Origin of the sequence: Pseudomonas sp. B22(2017) (genome assembly GCF_002113105.1) — a bacterium.
Taxonomy (GTDB): domain Bacteria; phylum Pseudomonadota; class Gammaproteobacteria; order Pseudomonadales; family Pseudomonadaceae; genus Aquipseudomonas; species Aquipseudomonas asiatica.
The window spans coordinates 1-21,958 of the sequence record NZ_NEJN01000007.1 but is presented as its reverse complement, the minus strand read 5'-3'; the positions used below and the strand labels follow the sequence as shown (position 1 = coordinate 21,958).

Annotated in this window: 20 protein-coding genes; 8 read left to right on the top strand and 12 right to left on the bottom strand. The window is 62.2% G+C overall.

Annotated elements, in window-relative coordinates; translation table 11 throughout:
* Nucleotides 1–15: 15 nt before the first annotated feature.
* The 4 genes from CAG18_RS15790 to CAG18_RS15775 form a co-directional block, all read right to left on the bottom strand.
* Nucleotides 16–441, bottom strand: coding sequence for a nuclear transport factor 2 family protein (locus tag CAG18_RS15790; protein WP_013973722.1), 426 nt, complete (start codon nt 439–441; stop codon nt 16–18).
* 158 nt (nt 442–599) lie between these two features.
* The gene (locus CAG18_RS15785; RefSeq protein WP_015271315.1) at nt 600–932 is read right to left on the bottom strand and encodes a type II toxin-antitoxin system HicB family antitoxin; all 333 of its coding nucleotides are present in this window, start codon (nt 930–932) and stop codon (nt 600–602) included.
* Nucleotides 929–1,183, bottom strand: a complete 255-nt coding sequence (locus CAG18_RS15780) for a type II toxin-antitoxin system HicA family toxin (protein WP_085721171.1) — start codon at nt 1,181–1,183, stop codon at nt 929–931. Before CAG18_RS15780 ends, CAG18_RS15785 begins: the two co-directional genes overlap by 4 nt.
* 141 nt (nt 1,184–1,324) lie before the next feature.
* The gene (locus tag CAG18_RS15775) at nt 1,325–1,582 is read right to left on the bottom strand and encodes a DUF2790 domain-containing protein (protein ID WP_004375752.1); all 258 of its coding nucleotides are present in this window, start codon (nt 1,580–1,582) and stop codon (nt 1,325–1,327) included.
* A 354-nt stretch (nt 1,583–1,936) separates the two neighbouring features.
* On the opposite strand from CAG18_RS15775, the gene CAG18_RS15770 reads away from it, so the two are divergent.
* Nucleotides 1,937–2,305 carry a GNAT family N-acetyltransferase gene (locus tag CAG18_RS15770; protein ID WP_015271317.1) on the top strand — a complete coding sequence of 123 codons (369 nt, stop codon included), beginning with the start codon at nt 1,937–1,939 and terminating at the stop codon, nt 2,303–2,305.
* On the opposite strand, the gene def is transcribed toward CAG18_RS15770, so the two are convergent.
* The 3 genes from def to CAG18_RS15755 all read right to left on the bottom strand — a co-directional run bounded on the left by def (nt 2,260) and on the right by CAG18_RS15755 (nt 4,153).
* Nucleotides 2,260–2,796 (bottom strand): peptide deformylase, encoded by a 537-nt coding sequence (def, locus tag CAG18_RS15765; protein WP_013973724.1) that lies wholly within the window; start codon nt 2,794–2,796, stop codon nt 2,260–2,262. The genes CAG18_RS15770 and def overlap by 46 nt on opposite strands.
* On the bottom strand, nt 2,793–3,752 hold the full coding sequence (locus CAG18_RS15760) for a YihY/virulence factor BrkB family protein (protein WP_013973725.1): 960 nt from the start codon (nt 3,750–3,752) through the stop codon (nt 2,793–2,795). Before CAG18_RS15760 ends, def begins: the two co-directional genes overlap by 4 nt.
* Before the next feature lie 221 nt (nt 3,753–3,973).
* Complete coding sequence (locus CAG18_RS15755; RefSeq protein ID WP_015271319.1) at nt 3,974–4,153, bottom strand: CsbD family protein; 180 nt, start codon at nt 4,151–4,153, stop codon at nt 3,974–3,976.
* A 186-nt stretch (nt 4,154–4,339) separates the two neighbouring features.
* Between CAG18_RS15755 and CAG18_RS15750 the strand changes: the two genes are divergently transcribed.
* Nucleotides 4,340–4,720, top strand: a complete 381-nt coding sequence (locus tag CAG18_RS15750) for a hypothetical protein (protein ID WP_013973727.1) — start codon at nt 4,340–4,342, stop codon at nt 4,718–4,720.
* Here the strand turns inward: CAG18_RS15750 and CAG18_RS15745 are convergent, their stop codons facing one another.
* Nucleotides 4,721–5,557, bottom strand: coding sequence for a S1 RNA-binding domain-containing protein (locus CAG18_RS15745; protein WP_085721170.1), 837 nt, complete (start codon nt 5,555–5,557; stop codon nt 4,721–4,723).
* A 131-nt stretch (nt 5,558–5,688) separates the two neighbouring features.
* Between CAG18_RS15745 and CAG18_RS15740 the strand changes: the two genes are divergently transcribed.
* Nucleotides 5,689–6,549, top strand: a complete 861-nt coding sequence (locus tag CAG18_RS15740) for a DUF6279 family lipoprotein (protein WP_085721169.1) — start codon at nt 5,689–5,691, stop codon at nt 6,547–6,549.
* Nucleotides 6,550–6,678: 129 nt separating this feature from the next.
* On the opposite strand, the gene aceK is transcribed toward CAG18_RS15740, so the two are convergent.
* A complete protein-coding gene (aceK, locus tag CAG18_RS15735) occupies nt 6,679–8,394 on the bottom strand; it encodes a bifunctional isocitrate dehydrogenase kinase/phosphatase (protein WP_085721168.1) in 1,716 nt (571 codons plus the stop codon).
* A 248-nt stretch (nt 8,395–8,642) separates the two neighbouring features.
* On the opposite strand from aceK, the gene CAG18_RS15730 reads away from it, so the two are divergent.
* Nucleotides 8,643–9,518 (top strand): DMT family transporter, encoded by an 876-nt coding sequence (locus CAG18_RS15730; protein WP_015271321.1) that lies wholly within the window; start codon nt 8,643–8,645, stop codon nt 9,516–9,518.
* 13 nt (nt 9,519–9,531) lie between these two features.
* On the top strand, nt 9,532–9,990 hold the full coding sequence (locus CAG18_RS15725; RefSeq protein WP_015271322.1) for a DUF4265 domain-containing protein: 459 nt from the start codon (nt 9,532–9,534) through the stop codon (nt 9,988–9,990).
* A gap of 30 nt (nt 9,991–10,020) precedes the next feature.
* Here the strand turns inward: CAG18_RS15725 and CAG18_RS15720 are convergent, their stop codons facing one another.
* Together CAG18_RS15720 and CAG18_RS27110 are read right to left on the bottom strand one after the other, a co-directional pair.
* Nucleotides 10,021–10,875 (bottom strand): DMT family transporter, encoded by an 855-nt coding sequence (locus CAG18_RS15720; protein WP_085721167.1) that lies wholly within the window; start codon nt 10,873–10,875, stop codon nt 10,021–10,023.
* 116 nt (nt 10,876–10,991) lie between these two features.
* On the bottom strand, nt 10,992–11,156 hold the full coding sequence (locus tag CAG18_RS27110; RefSeq protein ID WP_177328635.1) for a hypothetical protein: 165 nt from the start codon (nt 11,154–11,156) through the stop codon (nt 10,992–10,994).
* 376 nt (nt 11,157–11,532) lie between these two features.
* On the opposite strand from CAG18_RS27110, the gene CAG18_RS15710 reads away from it, so the two are divergent.
* The 3 genes from CAG18_RS15710 (at nt 11,533) to CAG18_RS15700 (ending at nt 16,007) form a co-directional block, all read left to right on the top strand.
* Nucleotides 11,533–12,423: an RHS repeat-associated core domain-containing protein gene (locus tag CAG18_RS15710; protein WP_223997990.1), complete on the top strand. Its 891-nt coding sequence runs from the start codon at nt 11,533–11,535 to the stop codon at nt 12,421–12,423.
* A 134-nt stretch (nt 12,424–12,557) separates the two neighbouring features.
* Nucleotides 12,558–13,418: a formylglycine-generating enzyme family protein gene (locus tag CAG18_RS15705; protein ID WP_178075725.1), complete on the top strand. Its 861-nt coding sequence runs from the start codon at nt 12,558–12,560 to the stop codon at nt 13,416–13,418.
* A gap of 126 nt (nt 13,419–13,544) precedes the next feature.
* Entirely contained in the window at nt 13,545–16,007 is a 2,463-nt protein-coding gene (locus CAG18_RS15700; protein WP_015271325.1) for a TonB-dependent siderophore receptor, read from the top strand.
* A 157-nt stretch (nt 16,008–16,164) separates the two neighbouring features.
* Here the strand turns inward: CAG18_RS15700 and CAG18_RS15695 are convergent.
* On the bottom strand, nt 16,165–21,958 hold a 5,794-nt coding region (locus CAG18_RS15695; protein ID WP_143492661.1), incomplete at its 5' end, for a non-ribosomal peptide synthetase.

The following is a 21,958-nucleotide window of genomic DNA, read 5'->3' as shown; positions in this document are numbered from 1 at the left end:
ATTGGCGATAACGGTTCAGGGTTTGAGATCGAACAGGGCCTTCTGGGTTTGCATGTCGAACGGCGCCGACCAGTGCTCGTGGATTACCTGCCACTGGCCACCTTGACGACGATAGCCCACGGTGGCACGCATGAAGCCGCACTGGCTTTCGTTGTCCGCGGGGCCACAGCGGTTAAGCCAGTGGGCCAGGGCCAGGTCGCCAGCGGCATGCACGGTGAGTTCGGCGTATTCGAAAACCATGGGGCCGGGGCACATGCCCATGCACATTTCCCAGTGCGCCTGGTAGGTTGCCTTGCCCTTGAACTGCAGGGCCTGGATGGCATCGAAGGCGACGATGTCGTCGGCATAGGGAGCGATGATGTTGGGGATGTCGCGATCGCGCACGGCCTGCATCCAGCGCTCGATCAATTGGCGGATCTCGGTTTCGGCTGCGGTGCTCATCGGGGGTTCCTCCGACAGGTCATGGGTGATTGGGCACGGGGGTGCAACGTGCTCTCACCTATTGGTCGAACGGGAACCGGAGGAATCGACAGGCAACGGAAACTATTCTGCATGGGTAATTGGAGAATACCCGCGAGAAACAACGAAAGCAGGCTTGTTCAGGCCATTGCGGCTTGTTCGAAGACCTCGTCGGCCCACTGGTTGAGGCTTTTGCCGGCGGCACGGGCAGCAACACTCGCGGCAGCATGAACTTCGGGCCGGATACGCAGCATTACTTTGCCCGAGGCAGGCTTTTCCGGCGCAATGCCCTGCTCTGCACAATCGGCCAGGTAATCTTCCAGCGCATCGCGAAACGCCTCATGCAGCTCGGGCACCGAGCTTGCGTGAAAACTGATGATGTCACGCATACCAAGCACACGGCCGACGAAGATATCGTCACGCGCGTCGTACTCGATACGGGCGGCGTAGCCTTTGTAGCGCATGCAACTCATATCCTGACTCCTGCCCGCGAGAGGAATTCACGGGCTTCTTCAATCTGATACCGCTTGGCTTCCTTGCCTGGATGAGGCCGATGGCATCTCCAGCATTGGCCACCCAGCACCAGCTTGACCCTGGAGCCTTGCCGCTCCAGCACCTCACCGCCCAGATGGAGTACCAATGCCTCGATCTCGGAGAAAGCCAACGACGCCGTGGTCGGCGTTCGGAAAATTGCGTCGAGGACTTTGCGGTATCGAGTGTTCATCGAAAAATGCTATCAAATTAAGATAGCACTTTTTCCTCGATATTCATTCAGGATTTTTCTGTTGCTCGAACTGCAAGACGGTTGATGGCCCCGTCACCAGCAAGCCGGCGAAAGGGCCATCAACACCAGGCAAGAGCCCGATCAACCCTGCTGGCACCCCTCACCCATGGCCCGGTACTGGATGGTGTGTACCTGGCCCTGGTGGTCTTCGTAGGTCATGGTCGCAGGTACCACTTCGCAGACGTTGGGGATGGTCGACAGGTTGATCACCCGCTTGATGTCCAGGTTCATGGAGTAGTCGTACTGCTGGGCGACGGGCTCGCTGGAGACCGGTCTGGCCTCATCGGCGAGGGCGAACGAGGACATACCGACCAATGCAAGAATCAGTAATGGTTTCATGTGAGTTTGCCTTTTGAGCATTCAAGCTGATCGATTGACTTCTATTGCCGTGCCCGGCGCGGAGAAGTTGCCATCTGCGGTGAAGATGGCACGAAGTACCGATCCCGCTTCGTACTGCCAGTGGGGATGGCTAAAAGTCTACTCCCGGCCTGGAATAGTTGAACCCCGAACTCGGACATTCACCCTTGCCAGATATGCAACAATCTGCGACAAATTCACCGCAAAACATCGGGCCAGAGCCTCTGGCCACCTTTCAGGGCAGGGCGCGCAATTTCTGAAAATTTGTACTGTTCGAAACTTTCGGCCCCGGAACGCCGGCTGCTGGACCACTTTTACCGCCAGCACGGCTCACGCATGCGTGCTGCGGGCGATGCTGAGCTGTGGGTGGCGCGGGGCCCCGGCATCATCGCAGGCTTGAGCCTGAGCCCGGTGGGCGATGGCTTGTGGCTGACCGGGTTGTTCGTCGACCCGCAGCGGCGCAGCCAGGGCGTGGCCGGGCGGTTGGTCGAGGCGGCGCTGGCGCAGGCTGGCGGGCCCACCTGGCTGTTCTGCCACCCGGACCTTGCGCCCTTCTACCAGCGCCTGGGCTTCGACATGGCTCTGCAACTGCCGGAAACCCTGGCTGGCCGCCTGCAGCGCTACCAGCGCAGCAAACGCCTGGTGGCACTGCAACGAGGTCAGTCGTCGCTGGCGTCGAGCCCGGGGAACAGCACCTCGGTGTAGCCGAACCGGGAAAAGTCCTGGATGCGTGACGGGTAAAGCCGGCCGATCAGGTGGTCGCATTCATGCTGCACCACCCGCGCATGGAAGCCGTCGGCAAAACGGTTGATCGGGTTGCCTTGGGGGTCGATACCTTCATAGCAGATGTGCTTGAAACGCGGTACCACACCGCGCAGGCCGGGCACCGACAGGCAGCCTTCCCAACCGTCCTCGATCTCGCTGGATGTGGGCGTGATGACAGGGTTGAGCAGGATAGTCTGCGGCACCGGTTCGGCATCCGGGTAACGCTCGCTGCGCTCGAAGCCGAAGATCACCAGCTGCAGGTCGATACCGATCTGTGGCGCGGCCAGGCCCACACCGCCCACATGGCGCATGGTTTCGAACATGTCGTCGATCAGTTGCTGCAGTTCGGCGCTGCCGAGCATGTGCTCGGGCACTGGCGGGGCGATGCGCAGCAGGCGTTCGTCGCCCATCTTGAGAATGTCACGGATCATCTGGGGTTCGGCTCTGAAGATTGGTGCTCGCTCGGAACGGGGTGCTCATGGCCCAGCACGGTAATGGTTTCGCGGGGTTTGTGCTCATCGACGTCCTTTTCGCCAGGGTTCTTGCCCTCGCTCGACATGTGCTCGATCACTGCGTTCATCTCCGCGCCCAGCAGCAAAACGGCAGCGGAGATATAGAAATACAGCAATAGCACGATGATTGCACCGATACTGCCGTACATCGCGTTGTAGTCGGCAAAGGTCTTCACGTAGTAGGCAAAGCCCAGCGACGCCAAGATCCACACCACCACCGCCAGCACCGAACCCGGGGTGATGAAGCGGAACTGCTGCTTCACATCGGGCATCACGTAGTAGATCAGCGCCACCGCCACCATCATCAGGATGATGATCGCCGGCCAGCGCAGGATGGTCCACACCGTGACGATCACCTCCTGCATGCCTACCTGGGCGGCAATCCACTCCATCACCTGCGGGCCCAGCACCATCAGCGCCGCTGCCACCAGCAACATGCCGGCAATGCCCACGGTATAGATGATCGACAACGGAATGCGCTTCCACACCGGGCGGCCCTCGGGCACATCGTAGGCGGCGTTCATCGCGCTCATCATCAGGCGCACACCAGCCGATGCGGTCCACAAGGCAATTACGATACCTACTGACAGCAGCCCGCCCTTGGACTGCTGCAACTGGTCGATCACCGGGTTGACCTGCTCCAGCGCCTGGGGTGGCAGCACCAGTTCCGATTGCAGGCGCAGCCAGGAGAAGAAGTCCGGCAGGTGCAGGAAACCGATCAGGGCGATCAGGAACAGCAGGAACGGGAACAACGAGAACAGCATCTGGTAGGCCAATGCGGAAGCGTAGGTCGACATCTCGTCGTCGAGGAATTCCTTGACGGTGCGTACCAGCACGCGGTGCAGGGGCAGGCCGCGCAGGTCGGGGAAAATCATAGCGTCTCCTTTCGCCGCTTGATTCGTGGGTACCACGGGTAAGTCTAATAGACCATGCCGCTGCTGTGCTGATCCCGGCCATGCTGCAAGAATTTGCTTACGCCAGTAGCGGCCTATTCGCGGGCACGCCCGCTCCCACAGGTACCGCACAGTGCTTGAAATCTGTTCAGTACCTGTGGGAGCGGGTTTACCCGCGAAAAGGCCGGGACAGGCCAGTCACATCAAGGCTTTTTCACCGCGTCCTTCACATTGCCCTTGATCTGTTGCCCCTCGCCCTTGAGCTCCTGCGCTTCACCCTCGGCCCGCAGCCGCTCGTTGTCGGTCACTTTGCCGACACCCTGCTTGACGTTGCCGATCGCTTCGTTGGCCAAGCCTTTCGCTTTGTCTTTGGTACCGCTCATGGCAAAACTCCTGCAATTGGGGGCACGTGGACCGTGCCGACAGTCGGTGGACCCGACGCCTTCGCCAAGCGTTCCAACAGTTTTTTCGCCTTCGAACCGAGCGGCAAGGCGGTTGGCAAACCTTGCCCCGCTACCCGCCACCCCTCACAATGCAGGCCTTCATAGCGTCAACCCGCAGGAACCTGCATGAAACTCGACAAACCCGCCGCCATCGCCCGGCGTAACGAAGCACTGGCCCGCCCGGTGCTGACCAGCAGCAACACCCTGTTCGCCATCCTCGACCGCAAGCGCAACCTGTGGTGGTTCGAGGTGCCGGTGGCGCTGCTGCGCAAGGGCCAGCCCGACTGGGTCAACCTGCTGCTGCACACCCCGGAAAGCGACGAGCTGCAGCACCTGAAGGTGCCGACCAACTTCCTGCGCGCTCACCAGGAACAGATGGAAGTGCGCAACCCCGGCAAGCGCCGCTCGACCATCAGCCTGGCCCTCAGCGCCGACCGCGACTCGCTGCTGCGCGACACCCGCCCGGGTGGCGAGCAGCTGGACTTCCGTACCTTCGTGCAGGCCTGATCAGGCCTTTTCGATGCGATCGTCATGGATGACGATGCGGCCCTGCTTGAACAACCCGCCAATGGCCTTCTTGAAGTTGCCCTTGCTGACGTTGAACAGCTTGCTGATCAGCGCCGGGTCGCTCTTGTCGCACACCCCCAGCACCCCACCTTCGGCGTCCAGGCGCGCCATGATCTGCTCCTGCAGGCTGTCGGCCAGGGCAGCACCCACCGGTTGCAGGCTCAAGGCGATCTTGCCATCCGCGCGCACTTCCTTGATAAAGCCCTTCTCGTGCATGCCCGAGCGCAGGAACTTGAACACCTCGTTCTTGTGGATCAGGCCCCAGTGGCGGTTGTTGATGATCGCCTTGAAGCCCATCGGTGTCTCGCCGGCCACCAGCAGCTCGACCGGCTGGCCCACCTGGTAGTCCGCCGGGGTACGGTCCAGGTAGCGGTCCAGGCGTGAGGTGGCGGTGATGCGGCGGGTGCGCTTGTCGAGATACACGTGTACCACGCAGTAGTCGCCGATTTTCAGCGGCCGCGCCTCTTCCGAGTACGGCATCAGCAGGTCCTTGGACAGGCCCCAGTCGAGGAAGATGCCGGCACCGTTGATATCCTTGACCTTGAGGCTGGCGAACTCGCCAACCTGCACCTTGGGCTTCTCGGTGGTGGCGATCAACTGGTCTTCGCTGTCCAGGTAGATGAACACGTTCAGCCAGTCATCCACTTCGGTTTCGGCGTTTTTCGGGATGTAGCGCCCGGGCAGCAGGATCTCGCCGTCGGCGCCGCCGTCCAGGTACAGGCCGAAGTCCACGTGTTTCACGATTTGCAAACTGTTGTAACGCCCAAGCAGAGCCATTTCCGATGTTCCTCAAGACAAGGCGGCTATTCTACACCTGAAGCCAGAGCGCCGCCCGACCGCTGATGCAGTGGAACCGTCAGCGTTCCTCTTGCGTCTACCGACGGGCAAGCACCCGCAAGGAGCAGCCCATGCCGCTACGCCTGTCCAAAGCCCTGCTCGTCGCCATCGGCTGCGCCCTGGCCCTGGCCGCCTGCAGCCGTATCGACCTGGCCTACCGCAACCTCGACCGCCTGGTGCCGTGGTCGCTGGGCGACTACCTGGCCATGAACAGCGAGCAGAAGGCCATGCTTGACGACCGCCTGCGGGAGCACCTGGCCTGGCATTGCAAGACCCAGCTGCCTGGTTACCTCGACTGGCTGGACCGGGTACGCGGCATGGTCGCCGACGACCAGGTGACCGACCAATCCCTGCAGCAGCGTACCCGCGAAGCCCGCGAGGCGATTGGCCGGGTAGCCGAGGAAATCACCCCTTCGGCCACCGAGCTGCTGCGCGGCATGAGCGATGCCCAGGTGGCGGAGATGCGCGAGGCGTTCCGCGAAGACATCAGCGAACGGCAGAAGAAGTATGTGGATACGCCGTTGGACAAGCAGATCGCCCGCCGTACCGAACGCATGGAGAAACGCCTGACGCCGTGGTTTGGCGAGCTGACCGCGGTACAGAAGCAGCGCGTGCAGGCCTGGTCCCAGGCGCTGGGCGACCAGAACCGCGAATGGATCGCCAACCGCGCGCACTGGCAGCAGCAATTGCTGCTGGCGATGAACCAGCGCAACGACGCCAGCTTCGAGCCGCGCCTGGCAACGTTGTTGCAGCGCAAGGAGAGTTTGTGGACGCCGGAGTACCGGGCGGCGTATCAGAATACCGAGCAGCAGGCGCGCAGCTTGCTGGTGGACCTGGTGCACCAGAGTACCCCGCAGCAGCGGCGGTACCTGCTGGAACGGTTGGGCAAGGTGCGTACCGATTTCAGTGAATTGAAGTGTTTGAAGGGGTGACGATGAAAAGCAGGCCCGGCCTCTTCGCGGGTAAACCCGCTCCCACAGGGACCCCACTGGTTTCGAATACTGTGCCGTACCTGTGGGAGCGGGCAAGCCCGCGAAGAGGCCGGGCCTGCTAAAGCACAGTCACCGCCCCTTGCGCCGATACGGAAACACATCGATCACCTTCCCGTCACGAATCGCCGCCTGCAGCCCCTTCCAGTAATCCGCGTCGTACAACTCCCCATGCAGGCGGCTGAACAAGCGCCGCTGGCCGATATCGGCAAACAGGAACGGCGGAAACTCCTCGGGGAACACGTCATGCGGCCCGATCGAGTACCACGGCTCGCCCGACATCTCGTCCTCCGGGTAACGCGGCGGCGGGATATGGCGGAAGTTCACCTCGGTCAGGAAGCTGATCTCGTCATAGTCATAGAACACCACCCGGCCATGGCGGGTTACGCCAAAGTTCTTCAGCAGCATGTCGCCAGGGAAGATATTCGCCGCCGCCAACTGCTTGATGGCCAGGCCGTAATCCTCCAGGGCCTCCAGCACCTGGCCCTCGCTGGCGTGTTCCAGGTACAGGTTCAGCGGCGTCATGCGCCGCTCGGTCCAGCAGTGGCGGATCAGCACCGTGTCACCCTCCAGCGCCACGGTCGATGGCGCCACCTCCAGCAGTTCGGCCAGGCACTCCGGCTCGAACTTGCTACGCGGGAATCGAAAATCGGCGAACTCCTGGGTATCGGCCATGCGCCCGACGCGGTCGACGCTTTTCACCAGCCGGTACTTGTCTATCACCGTGGCACGGTCGACCGTCTTCGACGGTGAAAAACGGTCCTTGATGATCTTGAACACGGTGTTGAAGCCCGGCAGGGTGAACACGCTCATGACCATGCCGCGCACCCCGGGCGCCATGACGAAGCGGTCGTCGCTGCTGGCCAGGTGGTTGATCAGCGCCCGGTAGAACTCCGACTTGCCATGCTTGTAGAAACCGATGGAGGTATACAGCTCGGCAATGTGCTTGCCCGGCAAGATGCGTTTGAGGAAGTTGACGAACTCCACCGGCACCGGCACATCGACCATGAAGTACGAGCGGGTGAAGGAAAAGATGATCGACACCTCGGCCTCGTCGGTGATCAGCGCATCGGCCTCGATACCGTGCCCTTCGCGGTGCAGCAGCGGGATTACCAGCGGCCATTGCTCATCGCTGTTGAACAGACGGCCGACCAGGTATGCACCCTTGTTGCGGTAAAGCACCGGCACAAACAGCTCCAACGCCAAGGTCGGATCCTTGCATACCCAGTCCGGCAGGCAGTCGCGCAACTGATCCTCCAGGCGCACCAGGTCGCCCTCCAGGTCGCCGTACGGCACATCGAACGGGTAATCGCTGAACACCGCCCGCAGCAGGCCCTTGAGCCCACCGTCAGGCCGATAGGTACGGGTTTGCGCGGCGCGCTCACGGCTGCGCATGGACGGTCGGGTGGTGTGGATGAACATGCAACCGTCGCTGATCAGGTCGTGGCTGAACAGGCTGCAGAACAGCGAGTTGTACCAGGTCTCGGACAGCTCGTCGTCCAGCCTTGGGTCGATCAGGTGGATATAGGCGTTCTTCACCAACGGCCATTGCTCCACATCCAGCAGCACGTCCTCGGCAAAGCTCTGGCGCAGCCAGCCGTTGACCTCGGCGACCTTCTCTTCATAGAGATTGATACGGGCGGCGGCGGCACGCTGGATATCCTGCCAGCGCGCCTGCTCGAAGCGCTGGCGGGCACCGAGTGTGATGCGCTGGAAGTGGTCGCGGTAGTCGTCGAAGCCGGCAAGGATCGTCCGGGCGATTTCGACAGCGGGCCAGGGCTGGGGCATGCGAGGACCTCGGTGCGGTGTTGAGTTACAGAGCTTAGTCGCCTCTTGGTTTTTGTGGAGCCTGTGCCGGCCTCTTCGCGGGCTCGCCCGCTCCCACAGGATTACCACAGGGCCGAGCATTGCAGAGAACCTGTGGGAGCGGGCATGCCCGCGAAGAGGCCGGCACAGGTTTACACCGCAAGAAAGCACAAGAATCCCCAGCCCCCCTGGCGTACACTCGCGCCCCTGCCCTGCCTCCGGAGACCGTTGTGAGCCCCATCGCCCTAGCCCGCCTGCTGACCCTTGCCGCCGTCTGGGGGGCGAGCTTCCTGTTCATGCGCATCATCGCCCCCGAACTGGGCACGGTGCCGACGGCGTTCTTCCGCGTGTCCATCGCCTGCCTGGGCCTGGTTGCACTGCTCGCTGCCGCCCGCGTGCGCTGGGACTTCCAGGGCAAGCTCGGGGCCTGCCTGGTGCTGGGCATGATCAATTCCGGTATTCCCGCCACGTTCTACTCCGTGGCCGCCCAGGTGCTGCCCGCCGGCTACTCGGCAATCTTCAACGCCACCACGCCGCTGATGGGTGTGCTGGTCGGCGTGCTGTTCTTCCGCGAACCGATGACCCTGGCCAAGCTCTGCGGCATCTTCCTCGGCCTGTTCGGCGTCGGCATCCTCAGCGGTGCCGGCCCGGTGGCCCTGGACCTGGCCTTGCTGCAAGGCGCCCTCGCCTGCCTGGCGGCCACCACCTGCTACGGCTTTGCCGGCTTCCTCGCCCGCCGCTGGGTCAGCGGCCTGGACAGCCGCCTGTCGGCACTGGGCAGCATGCTCGGCGCCACCCTGATGCTGAGCCCGCTGTTCGCCTGGAGCGCGCTGAGCCAGCCACCCGCCAGCTGGGGCGGCTGGCAGGTGTGGCTGTCGCTGCTCGGCCTGGGCCTGCTGTGCACAGCGTTCGCCTACATCCTGTACTTCCGCCTGCTGGAGGAGATCGGCCCGGTCAAGGCCAGTACCGTGACCTTCCTGATCCCGGTATTCGGCGTATTGTGGGGGGCATGGCTGCTGGACGAGCCGCTGTCGATGGCGCACCTGTACGGCGGTCTGCTGATTGGCGTGGCATTGTGGCTGGTGCTGCGTCCGGCCCGCAGCTGAAGCGGGGTACACAATGAACGACGCGTACAAGAAGGTCCTGTTCCGCCTGGAGCAGGACGAAAACGGCTACCCACCAGCCTCGGTCGAGGGCCTGTGGGCCAAGGCCGTGGAAGGCGGCTATGCCGTCGACAACATTCCCTTCCATGTCTACGGCATCGCCCCGGGCGACGTGATCGGCACCCGTGAGGAAGCCGGCGAAACCTGGTTCGCCGAACTGCGCCGCAGCAGCGGCAGCTCGGTGTTCCGGGTGATCGTCAAGCCCCCGGAAACCCTGGACCAGGTACGCGCGGCCTTGCACGACTTCGGCTGCAACTGCGAAACCGAGCAGGCGGTGAAGATGCTGGCGGTCGAGGTCCCGCCGCAGCGCTCGCTCGACACCTTGCTCTACTACCTGCTCACCCAGCGCGAAGCCGGCCTGCTGGACTTCGAGGAAGGCGTACTGCGCCACGCCATCCCCGAAGAGTTCCGCTAGGGCCTACGCCTCGGCCAGGCGCGCGGCGGGCTAGCGGAACACGAACAGCAGGCCCACCACGATCAGCCCCATGCCCAGCAGGCTGAGCGGCGCCAGGCGGTTACCGAAGATCAGCAGGTCCATCACCGCGGTCACCGCTGGCACCAGGTAGAACAGGCTGGTGACATTGACCAGGTTACCCTTGGCGATCAGCCGGTAAAGCAGCAGGGTCGCCAGCAGCGAGACCACCAGCCCCATCCACAGCAGCGCGCCGACGAAACCGCCAGTCCACTCCACATGCAGCGGCTGCAGCGGCGCGAACAGCGCGCACATGGCAAAGCCGGCCAGGTACTGCAGCGGCAGCGTGCCCATGGGGTTGTCGGTGATGCGCTTCTGCAGGATCGAGCCGAAGGTCATGCTGGCCAGCGCCAGCAAGGCGAACAACATCCCCGCCAGCGATACCCCGCCCAGGTTGATGCCCTGGTAGACCACCATGATCAACCCGCCAAGCCCCAACCCGAGGCCGAACAAGCGGCTCCAGGAGCGCTGGCGCTCCATCAGCACCACGGTCAGGATCGGTTGTACCCCCATCACCGTGGCCATGATGCCGGGGGTGACATGGGTATCGAGCGCCAGCAGGTAGAAGATCTGGTAGGCGCCGAGCAGCACACAGCCGGTGCCCAGGGCCCGCAGGATGGCCCCGCGACTACGCGGCCAGCGCAGCCCCAGCAACGGGCCGATCAGCAGCAGCCCGGCCAGGGCCAGCGCCGAGCGCAACAGCAGGAAGGCAAACGGGCTGGCATGCGCCAGGCCGAGCTTGGAGACGATCGCCCCGCTGCTCCACAGCAGGACGAACAGGCTGGTAGTGGCCGCCGAGGCCACGGATGCTTTGCTAAAGACAGACATGTATTGCCACCTGATTCAAGGCGAATAAGCCAGACGGACGGCGTGCGCTTCAGCGTGGGAAGTCGCCGACCGTGTTCAGTAGGTTGCGTGTGCGAAGGGATGCGGCCAGAAGCCGATCAGCCCAGCACGACCACGCAAGGAGGCGGAGCTACGCCGCCTACGACGCCACTGACAGGTGGTGGTGGATAGTGACTGATCATCGCCGGCTGCTGGCAGCCACGCACGACCATGCCCGCGACTGGCGCGATGGCAAAGCTTGTGGTGGATGGGTTGGCTGGCATGAACAGGTCTTCGGGAAGAATGCAGTGGGCTGGACTATAGCCCGGTGCCAGGCAGCTGGCAACCAATGTCAGCTGCCTTAGTGAGCGCGACTTTTTGCGCAAGAGCGGCGCAACAGTCATTCCGTCAGGTCTGCCATGACTTAAGGGCTGTGCAGAATCCTGTGAGCGGGCGTGCCCGCTCCCACAGAGGCCCTGCTGAGCCAATCAGTTATGTGCAGTTGTATGAGACCGTGCTTGCTTGCGAAGCAGACAATTAAAGTAACCTGCCAGGGCAATGCACGTCCTCGAAAACAAAAAATTGCAACTGACAATTCTACCAGTTTACAAACTCACATCATCGAATAAAGTCCCGTGCATACCACCGACGGACTCCCACGTGCACACCATTCATTTCTACGAGAACGACAGGTTAAGCCTGATTCTTGATCAACCCCCACGCCGCATCAAGCGAATCAGCAATTTTGCTCTTGCGGAAATAAACGCCTTTCAACAGGCGTTGCTTTTGACACAAGACGTGCAAGCCTCAGTTCTTTTCCTAACAGGAAAGCATACTAATTCCAAGCAAATCTACTCACCCTACGGCCATTGTTTCCATTCCGCTATTTGCCGAGCAACATTAGCATTCACAGGCGAATTTTTGGATACAGACACTAATACATACCCTTTGGGTAATGGCCATCGGGCGTACGCCCCGCTATTAATGCGATTCCTGTCACCTGACTCGATGAGCCCCTTCTTGAAAGGCGGCATCAATAGTTATGCCTATTGTGGCAACGACCCAATCAATTCGGCAGACCCTACAGGCCGTACCCACGGAAAAATTTTCAAAAACCGATATAACAACACCAATCTCAGGCAACTTCCGAAACGCGAGCTACTGAAGAGGCTATATACTCAGCGCGAAACCAGGAAAACAATTTTCAAGCAATTAAAGGGCGCTTACCCTCCTATAAAAAAAATACTCGACCACTTGCCAGACCACGAAATGGCCTATACGCCAGCCTTCGAAACCCGTGCAAACCAAGTGGCCAAATCTGCTGACACAGCAGCCTCATTAGTTAAAATGTTCATGAAGACCGGACAGGCGAATGCAAAGCCTTTGTTGGGTTTGAATCCCGCTGACGAGAACACAGTCATGGCTGTCGAACTACGCCTTCAACCCCCTGCAGAAACCCTAAATATCCTTCAAAGGCGATCCGCTGGCTTACGAGCCGGAATGCCTGCCAGCTACTTCGAAGATGACATGAAAGTTTTATATCCTGGTTAACGTAGTCAGGATCTGTCCTAAGAAGGGAAGGAAATTGCGTCTGAGGGACAACATGGCTGTTGGTTAATTTTTCACCGCCCCGGCTCGTCTGAATGCGTAACGCAGCCCGCATTCACCCGTTTCGAGGACCACCGATGAACGTATCCGCCTGGCTCTACCGGCCAGCCCAGATCACCTGCCTGCTGCTGGTCAGCGCCTACGCCCACGCAGTCAAGCCCGGCGACGTGTTCAAAGACTGCAAGGACTGCCCCGAGATGGTCGTGCTGCCCGCCGGCAGCTACGTGATGGGGGCCCCCGACGATGAAGTCGGCCGTCAGCCCGACGAGGGCCCGCTGCACACCGTGACCTTCGCCAAGCCCTTCGCCATGAGCCGCTACCAGGTCACCGCCGGCGAACTGGACGCCTATATCAAGGCCACCGGCACCGTCATCAAGAGCGGCGACGACCGCCCCGGCCGCTGGTGCGAAGCCAGCAAGCCCAGCTACAAGCAAGGCCCCCGTCAGCCGGCGGTATGTATCGACTACGACGAAGTGCAGGCCTACACCCGATGGCTGGCGAAAAACACCGGCAAGCCGTACCGCATGGTCAGCGAAGCAGAACGCGAATATGCCGCCCGCGCCGGCTCCAGCGGCCCGTTCCCCTTCCCCTTCGACGAACCTGGCAAATACGAGATCAGCAAGCACGCCAACACCTATGGCCCCAAGGATGGCTATGCCTTCACCGCCCCGGTGGGCAGCTACCCGCCCAATGCCTTCGGCATGTACGACATGCACGGCAACGTCTACGAATGGGTCGCCGACTGCTACCACGACAGCTACGAAGGCGCCCCCACCGACGGCAGCGCCTGGATCCAGGACCCCAAGTGCATCCGCGCGCACATGCGCGGCAACGACTGGGGCGAGCCCCCGATCTTCTCCCGCTCGGCCAACCGCAACGACCGCCTCAAGACCACCCGCGGTGACTTCCTCGGCTTTCGCGTAGCACGCGAACTGTGAAGTTGTGACGCGGTTAACGCAGCATCGCCCAAAAAAATCGCCAATAAGAATCGTTCCGGTTTTTCACAGGTGCTGCGTCATATAGCTGACATAGAAAAAAACCCTCTGCCAACGAGACCGCAATAGATGTCCAAGTCCCTCCCCGGCCCGCTCAACCCGCTTGCCAAAGCATTACTGATCCGTCATTCCCTTCGTCCCCAGCGCGCGCTCACACGCATCAGCCTGGGCCTGGCGATATCCGCTGCGATGGTTGCCCAGGTGCAGGCGCAGGAGTGGACACTGGATATTCCCGCGCAGTCGATGAACTCGGCGTTGCAGGCACTGGCCAGGCAGACCGATACCCAGTTGCTGTACAGCCCGGAGGACATCAGTGGGCTGCGCTCCACGGCCCTCAAGGGCCGGCATGACCTGCAGTCTTCGTTGCGGACATTGCTGCAAGGCACTGGGCTGCGTTACCAGATCGATGGCAACACCGTGACAGTGACGGCCAGTTCGGGCGCACAGGCCGGCCAGGTCGAGCTTTCGGCGACCAACGTCAATAGCGTGGGCCTGGGGGCCACTACCGAAGGCACGGGTTCCTACACCACCGGTGTGACCAACACCGCCACCAAGATGAACCTGTCGATCCGTGAAACGCCCCAGTCGATCAGCGTGATCACCCGCCAGCGCATGGACGACCAGCAGCTCAACAGCGTGACCCAGGTGCTCAACCAGACCCCCGGCATCACCATGTCCCAGGACGGTGGCCTGCGCTACAACATCTATTCCCGCGGCAGTGCCATCAACACCTACCAGCTTGACGGCGTGACCACCACCCAGGAAAACCAGACCCGCAACATGCCCAGCACGTTGCTGGACATGACCCTTTACGACCGCGTCGAAATCGTCCGCGGCGCCACCGGCCTGATGACCGGCGCGGGTGAACCCGGCGGCGTGGTCAACCTCATTCGCAAACGCCCGACCCGCGAATTCCAGTCGCATATCCAGGGTACTGTCGGCTCCTGGGACTCCTACCGCAGCGAAGTCGATGTTTCCGGCCCCTTGACCGAGGGTGGCAACCTGCGCGGGCGCATGGTGGCGGCCAAGCAGAAAAGCGGCAGCTTTCGCGACTGGTACAAGGAAGACAAAGACATCCTCTACGGCGTTCTCGAAGCGGACCTGAACGACGACACCTTGGTACGTTTCGGCGTCGACTACCAGAAGTTCAAAGCCACCGGTTCACCGGGTGTACCGCTGTTGTTCACCAATGGCAAGCAGACCAACTTTTCCCGCTCTACCAGTTCCGGCGCCCGCTGGATGTACGACGAGCTGGAAACCACCAACTATTTCATGGCCGCCGAGCATACCTTCGCCAATGACTGGCAAATCAAGCTGGCCGCGAACTACATGGATTCCAATCGCGATAACTACAACGGCTCTTATCAGACCTCTTCGGGCCGAGCGTGGATCAATGAAGAAACCGGCGCTGCGCGAATGCTGCGTTACAACGCTGAAGCCGACCAGACCCAGCGTGGCCTGGACCTGACACTGCAAGGGCCTTTTTCCCTGTTCGGGCGCACTCACGAGTTCATCACCGGCTTCAACTACCAGGATTACAAGAACGATCACACCGGTTATGACGTCGGCACCACAACCGTCAACTTCTATGACTGGGACAACTACCTGCCTCGGCCAACCGAGACTGGCGCACTTGGGGAAATTCTCAACATCAAGAGCAGCCAGCGCGGCACCTACGCGGCATTCAAGTTCAACCTGATGGATGACCTGAACGTAATCGTAGGCGCGCGCACCTCCGACTATGACTACGACTATTACTACTGGCCTACCTCGTTCGGATCGCCGGACGTGAAGATGCACGAGCGGGGTGAAGTAACACCGTACGCGGGCATCATCTATGACCTGACCCCAGAGCAATCGGTGTATGCCAGCTATACCGATATCTTCAAGCCACAATCCAACCTCGATCGTAACGGTTCGGTCATTGGCCCTGTCATAGGCAGCAACTACGAAGTGGGCTGGAAAGGGGCGTTCTACGACGGGCGTCTGAACGCCAGTACGGCACTGTTCCTGGTCAAGCGTGACAACCTGGCGGTGGAGGACAGCGGTGAGATCGTGCAAGGCACGCTCGACCAACAAGCCTACAAGGGCGCAAAGGGTACCGAGACCAAGGGTATCGACCTGGAGTTGTCGGGTGAGGTCTTGCCTGGTTGGCAAGTCATGACCAGTTACAGCCATGCCCGCACGGAAGACGCCGATGGCGTGCGCCAGCTGACGCAATATTCCATGGACACCTTCCGCTTCTGGAACACCTATCGCTTCCAGGGTGACTGGAACAGGCTGACCGTGGGTGGCGGGGTGTCCTGGAACTCCAGCATGTCGCTCTACTACAACAGCCTCAAAGCCCGAGCCACCCAGGATGACTACACGGTTGCCAGCCTGATGGCGCGCTATCAGGTCACCGACCATCTGGCCGCCACCTTGAACCTGAACAATATCTTCGACGAGAAGTACTACTCGGGTATCGGCGGCAGTGTTGGCCATTACGGTGACCCGCGTAATGCCACCATGAGCCTGCGCTACGACTTCTAGGCCGACAGCCACCTGTACCGTTGTAATCGAAGCGGCGTCATCCACACAGGATGACGCCGCTTTTTTTCGTCTCGGTGGCGACACTGCCGACATGAAAAAACCTGTGGGGCCCACGTTGAACGTGGGCCCCACAGGTCATTCAGCCGGCCCTGCCGGGTCAACCCATGACCGGCTCCGCCACCAGCCTGGCCGCGAGCCCCTCGATCACTTCCCGATGCTTGAGGATGTCATAGTGACCCGCTGCAACCGCGTGGTTCTCACCGCTCCCGTGAACCGCGAAGCGTTGGCCATGGTCACCTGCCCACCAGCACAAGGCAGCGGCGCGGGTTGCCGGCAATGCCGGCAACCGTTCCGACAACGCCTTGAGCCGCATCGCCACGGCAAAGGTGTGGGCCAGTTCAGCGCTTTCGACACTGGCGAAGGCCGACGCTACCTGCAGCCCCGAGCGTGCCTCTTCGATCAGCCGCTCAAGCAGCGGCACACCACTGCCCGCCGCAACCGCAGGCAGTACCAACTGCTCCTTTGCCAGCCCCAGCAGCACACTCAGGAAGCTGCCAAGGTCGGCACTCCAGTCCGCTGCCGGCGTCGCCGGCGCACCGGTGGGGATGAAACTGTCGACCAGGCCAAGCAACGATACTTGCTGGCCCTGGGCTTCCAGCTCCTGGGCCACCAGCACCGCCAGCGTGCCACCCAGCGACCAGCCGGCAAGCTGGTATGGCCCTTCGGGCTGCTTCTGGCGAATGTACTGGGCATAGTCGATCGCCATGGCCTGCAACGAATCATCCTGCCAGTTGCGATCGAGCAGCATGCGGCATTGCACGCCGTAGACGCTGCAATGCCCTTCCAGCCGGCGCGCCAGCGGCTCGTAGTCGAACACCGTACCAAAGCCTGCATGCAGGCAGAACAGAGGCTTGGCCGCGGTTACCCGGCTGTTGAGCAGCAGCAGCGGATCAAGGGCGACGTCGCCATCGGTATAGCCGGAAAGCTCGCCAATGGTTGGCCTGGCAATGACATCGCGCAGTTTCAGCTCGATCGACAGGTCGGGCCGTGCTCGTACCTTCGACAGCATCTTCAGCACGCGCAGCGAATCGCCCCCCAACTCGAAGAAGTTGTCATCGACACCAACTTCATCCACCTCCAGCACTTCCCGCCAGATGGCCGCCAGCGCCTTCTCCGTGTCATCGCGCGGAGCCACCCGCACCGGGCGCCCGGCCAACTCCGGGGCCGGCAGCGCATTGCGATCGATCTTGCCATTGGGCGTGAGTGGAAACGCCGGCAGCAATACCCACTGGGTCGGCACCATGTAGTCCGGCAGGTCGGCACGCAAGGCGTCACGCAATGGCGTAGCGGAAGTCACCCCATTGCCGGTGACCAGATACGCCACCAATTGCTTGCCGGTAGCGCCCTCCCTGGCCACCACCACAGCATCCCGCACATCCGCCAGATTACGCAGCCGTGCTTCGACTTCCCCAGGTTCGATACGGAAACCGCGAACCTTCAACTGGTTGTCCAGGCGGCCGATGAAATCGATCACGCCATCCGCCCGACGACGCACCCGGTCACCGGTGCGGTACAGCCGCCCGCCCTGGGCAAACGGGTCGGCGACAAAGCGCTCGGCGGTCAGGGACGGACGCTGGTGATACCCGCGCGCCACACCCTCGCCACCAATGTAGAGCTCCCCGGCCACGCCATCGGGCACCGGGTTCAGGCCCTGGTCCAGCACATGCAGCGTGCGCTGGCCAACCCGCTCACCGATCGGCGCATACACCGCCTGGCATGACTGCTGTGCCGATACTTTCCACAACAGGGGGGTCACGACCGTTTCGGTAGGCCCGTAGCCATTGGTCAGGAACTGCGGGCGCAAGGTCCGCTTGACCAGTTCGAATAGTGCATCGGGCACCGCGTCACCGCCAAAGCAATAGATGCGCACCGGCGGTGCGGCTTCCTGCCGGGTTTGCGCGAACTCGGCCAGTTGCTGCAGATACGCCGGTGGGAAGCAGGCAATGTCGATGCGCTCGGCATGCAGTACCTGCCAGGTTTGCTCGGCAGCCCACAGCTGGCTACCGCGCACCACCAGGCAGCCGCCTGACGACAAGGTCGACAGCCAACGCTCCTGGGCACCGTCGAAAGCGAACGACATGAACAACAGCTCGCGAGTGCTTTCATCCATCTCGTAAAGGCTGGCGATTGCCTGGCAGTGCATGCCGATCTGCCCGTGACTGACCGCCACGCCCTTGGGCTTGCCGGTGGAACCAGAGGTATAGATCAGGTACGCCAGGTTGGTGTCGTGCACCATCACCTGAGGGGCATCGGACGGCAAGCTGGCGATAGCCAGAAGGTCCAGCTCCACGCAGTGCTCCACCCCGGCAAACCGCTGGCGCAAGCCGCTGCTGGTCACCAGCAGGTGCATGGCCGAATCCTCGACAATCCACTGCAAGCGATCCTGCGGGTAGTCGATATCCAGCGGCACATAGGCGGCGCCGGTTTTCATCACCGCCAGGAATGCCACGATCACCTCCACCGAGCGTTCCAGGGCGATGCCGACCGTAACCTCCGGGCGCGCCCCCAAGGCAATCAGGTGGTGTGCCAGGCGGTTGGCACGCTCATCCAGTTGGGCATAGCTCAACTGTCGCTCGCCACAGGCCACCGCAATTGCCTCTGGCCGCGCCTGGGCATGCCTGGCAATCAGCTCGGCCAGCCTTGGCATGGCCTGCTCGCATGGCTGCAAGCCGTTGCGAGCCTGGGCCTGCTGCGCTTGCGCCGGGGTCAGCATGTCCAGGCTGCCCACGGTGGCGTGAGGGTTGTCGAGCATGCCCTCGAGCAGCCGTTCGAAACTGCCACGAATGCTGTCGGTGGCTTGCTCCGTGAAGCGGTTGCGCAAGTAGAGGAACTCGACAGAGAGCGTCTCGCCCAGATGCACCGCCAGGTCCATGGCGTAGTTGGTCACGTCGCGGTTGCTCACCTCACCGAACTGCAGCGAGCCACCACCACCTTCCTGCAGGCGCTCGTCCACCGGGTAGTTCTCGAACACCACGATGCTGTCGAACAACGCTTGCCCGGCCTGCCCTGCCCAGCGTTGCACATCGGCCAAGGCTGCATGTTCGTGGTCGCGCAGTTCCAGGTTGCAGGCCTGCAGTTGCTGCAGCCAGTCGACAATCCGCTGCTGCGGTTGGGGCGTCTGCACCACCGGCAAGGTGTTGATGAACAAACCCAGCATTTCGTCGGCACCGGGCAAGCCGGCTGGCCGGCCCGCCACGGTGGCGCCGAAGCACACCGTGGCTTGCCCGGTATAGCGCTGAAGCAGCAGCAGCCAGGTCGCTTGGATCAAGGTGTTTGGGGTGATGCGCAAGCGCTGGGCCTGCTCGCGCAGTTGCCGGGTACGCGAGGCATCCCAACGCAGGTACAGCGCGGCGTGCCCCTGCAGGTCTGCCGCGGGGCGAGCCGCCAGGCTGTCCGCCAGCCAGGTGGGGCTTTCCAGCTCTTGCAGCTTGCCGCGCCAGAACTGCTCCAGCGCCGCCTTGCGCTGCCCGGCAAGCCAGCGGATGTAATCGCCAAACCGCCCTGCCGGCGCTCGCGCAGGGTGGCCATGGTAAGTCTGCAACACCTCGCCAAGCAGCCGCGAGGTACTCCAGCCGTCCATCAGTATGTGATGACGGGTCCACAGCAGGTGCAAACGTTCGTCGTCCAGCCGCACCAGGGTCAGGCGCATCAACGGTGCGACACTCAGGTCCAGGCCTTGTGTGGCATCGGCCTCGGCCAGCGCCTGCAGCATCTGCGCACTTACCGGACGATCGCGCCAGTCATGCACGACCACCGGCAATTCGACCTTGCGGTAGACAAGCTGCAAAGGTTCGGCCAAGTGGGGCGCCGACCAGAAGGCACTGCGCAGGATATCGTGGCAGTCGATCACCTGCTGCCAGGCTGCCACGAACCGTTCGATTTCCAGGCCTTTGACTTCCACCGAAGTCTGGTTGATGTAAAGCGCGCCTTCAGGCCCCTGCAGCGAATGGAACAGCATGCCCTGCTGCATCGGCGACAGCGGGTAGATATCGGCCACCTGCCGTGCAACTGCCGGCAGCTCATCCAGCTGTTGTTGGCGCAGCGCGGCCAGTGGGAAGTCCGAAGGCGTTACACCACGGTTGCCAGGCTCGCAGCAATGAGCGATCAGCGCGCCAAGCTCTGCGGCATAGTCATCTGCCAACTTTTGCATGACCGCGGTGTCGTAGCGCTGCGCACTGAAGGTCCAGCCAAGTTTCAGCTCGCCGCCGTATACCTGGCCGTTGAGGGCAATCTGGCTATCGAGCGGCGCATCGGCTGGTTTGGCCGCACCGCCGTATTCCCGCGCTGGTGCGAATAAGCCCGACTGCTCGTCGAAGCTACCGTCGAACTGCCCGAGGTAGTTGAACACGATCTCGCCCTGAGGCAACGCAGCCAGGGCCTCACGCGCACCAGCCGGCCCCATGTACTTCAGCGCGCCATAGCCAAGGCCTTTGTTCGGCACAGCCCGCAGCTGCTCCTTGACCGCCTTGATCGATTCGGCGATCCCGCCCAGCGGGCTCAGCTTCACTGGGTACATGCTGGTGAACCAGCCCACCGTGCGGCTCAGGTCAATGTCATCGAACAGGTCTTCCCGCCCATGGCCTTCCAGCCTGACCAGCACCTCCGGCCGCTCGGTCCAGCGGGCGATCACCCGAGCCAGGGCTGTCAGCAACAGGTCATTGATCTGCGTGCGATAGGCCGCAGGGGCATCGTGCAACAACTGCCAGGTGGCTTCGCGGCCCAGCCTCGTACTGACCGACGCAGCGTGCTGCTGCTGGTTGCCGCCCAGCGCATTGGCGCACGGCAGGTGGTCGCTGGTGCCTTGCAACTGCGCTTGCCAGTAGGCAAGTTCCGCTTGCAGCGCCTCGCTCTGGGCATAGGCCTGCAGGTGCTGCGCCCAGGTCTTGTAGGCGCTGGTCTTGGCTGGCAATTGCAGCGGCTGTCGGTTGCCCAGGGCCTGATAGGCCTGTTGCAGGTCCTCCAGCAACAGGCGCCACGACACGCCATCTACCGCCAGGTGATGAATGACCAGCAGCAGACGCTGGCTGCCATCGGGCAGGCTGGCCAGCAGCGCACGGACCAGCAAGCCTTGCTGCAGGTTCAGGCTGCGTTGGGCCTTGTCAGCAAGTGCGGCCAACGCCTCCTCGTCCGCGCACGCATGCTCCCAGAGTATCCGCGCCTGCCGCTGTGGCTTGTACTCGGCTTGCCAGACCCCCTCCTGCTGCTCGAAGCCCAGGCGCAGTGCATCATGATGGGCGACCAGTGCCAGCAACGCATCGTGCAGGCGGTCCGCTTGCAGGGGTTCGCTGGGTGTCAGCAGAATCGACTGGTTCCAATGCCCACGCTCGCCAATGTCGGCCTCGAAGAACCATTGCTGAATCGGTGTCAGCGGTGTGCTGCCCGTGATCGGCCCTTGCTCGCCAATACCTTCGACAACACGCCGCGCCACCGTGGCCAGGCCTTGTACGGTCTGATGCTGGAACAGTTGCTTGGGGGTGAACTGCACGCCGGCCTGGCGGGCCTTGCCCACGACCTGCAGGGAAACGATGGAATCGCCACCCAGTTCAAAGAAGTTGTCGTCCAGGCCTACGCGCTCCAGTTTCAGCACATCGGCCCAGATCGCCGCGATCTGTTGTTCCAGTTCGCTCTGCGGGGCCACATATGCCGCTTGCAGCAGGCTGGCGTCCGGTTGCGGCAATGCACGGCGGTCCAGCTTGCCGTTGGCGGTCAACGGCAGTTTGGCCAGGAACAGCAGGTGGGCCGGCACCATGTAGTCCGGCAAGCTCGCCTTCAGCGCAGTGCGCAGCACATCCCGCTCGGCAGCCTGGGCCTCGGTGCTGGCCATCACGGCCGCATCGGCAGGCACTACATAACCCACCAGCTGCTTGCCGCCCGAGCCGTCCTGGGCCAGG

What these genes read in the sequence shown, in the direction of transcription:
- CAG18_RS15790 (WP_013973722.1), bottom strand. Translation starts at nt 441, where the DNA reads ATGAGCACCGCAGCCGAAACCGAGATCCGCCAATTGATCGAGCGCTGG.
- CAG18_RS15785 (WP_015271315.1), bottom strand. Translation starts at nt 932, where the DNA reads ATGAGTTGCATGCGCTACAAAGGCTACGCCGCCCGTATCGAGTACGAC.
- CAG18_RS15780 (WP_085721171.1), bottom strand. Translation starts at nt 1,183, where the DNA reads ATGAACACTCGATACCGCAAAGTCCTCGACGCAATTTTCCGAACGCCG.
- CAG18_RS15775 (WP_004375752.1), bottom strand. Translation starts at nt 1,582, where the DNA reads ATGAAACCATTACTGATTCTTGCATTGGTCGGTATGTCCTCGTTCGCC.
- CAG18_RS15770 (WP_015271317.1), top strand. Translation starts at nt 1,937, where the DNA reads ATGCGTGCTGCGGGCGATGCTGAGCTGTGGGTGGCGCGGGGCCCCGGC.
- def (WP_013973724.1), bottom strand. Translation starts at nt 2,796, where the DNA reads ATGATCCGTGACATTCTCAAGATGGGCGACGAACGCCTGCTGCGCATC.
- CAG18_RS15760 (WP_013973725.1), bottom strand. Translation starts at nt 3,752, where the DNA reads ATGATTTTCCCCGACCTGCGCGGCCTGCCCCTGCACCGCGTGCTGGTA.
- CAG18_RS15755 (WP_015271319.1), bottom strand. Translation starts at nt 4,153, where the DNA reads ATGAGCGGTACCAAAGACAAAGCGAAAGGCTTGGCCAACGAAGCGATC.
- CAG18_RS15750 (WP_013973727.1), top strand. Translation starts at nt 4,340, where the DNA reads ATGAAACTCGACAAACCCGCCGCCATCGCCCGGCGTAACGAAGCACTG.
- CAG18_RS15745 (WP_085721170.1), bottom strand. Translation starts at nt 5,557, where the DNA reads ATGGCTCTGCTTGGGCGTTACAACAGTTTGCAAATCGTGAAACACGTG.
- CAG18_RS15740 (WP_085721169.1), top strand. Translation starts at nt 5,689, where the DNA reads ATGCCGCTACGCCTGTCCAAAGCCCTGCTCGTCGCCATCGGCTGCGCC.
- aceK (WP_085721168.1), bottom strand. Translation starts at nt 8,394, where the DNA reads ATGCCCCAGCCCTGGCCCGCTGTCGAAATCGCCCGGACGATCCTTGCC.
- CAG18_RS15725 (WP_015271322.1), top strand. Translation starts at nt 9,532, where the DNA reads ATGAACGACGCGTACAAGAAGGTCCTGTTCCGCCTGGAGCAGGACGAA.
- CAG18_RS15720 (WP_085721167.1), bottom strand. Translation starts at nt 10,875, where the DNA reads ATGTCTGTCTTTAGCAAAGCATCCGTGGCCTCGGCGGCCACTACCAGC.
- CAG18_RS27110 (WP_177328635.1), bottom strand. Translation starts at nt 11,156, where the DNA reads ATGCCAGCCAACCCATCCACCACAAGCTTTGCCATCGCGCCAGTCGCG.
- CAG18_RS15705 (WP_178075725.1), top strand. Translation starts at nt 12,558, where the DNA reads ATGAACGTATCCGCCTGGCTCTACCGGCCAGCCCAGATCACCTGCCTG.
- CAG18_RS15700 (WP_015271325.1), top strand. Translation starts at nt 13,545, where the DNA reads ATGTCCAAGTCCCTCCCCGGCCCGCTCAACCCGCTTGCCAAAGCATTA.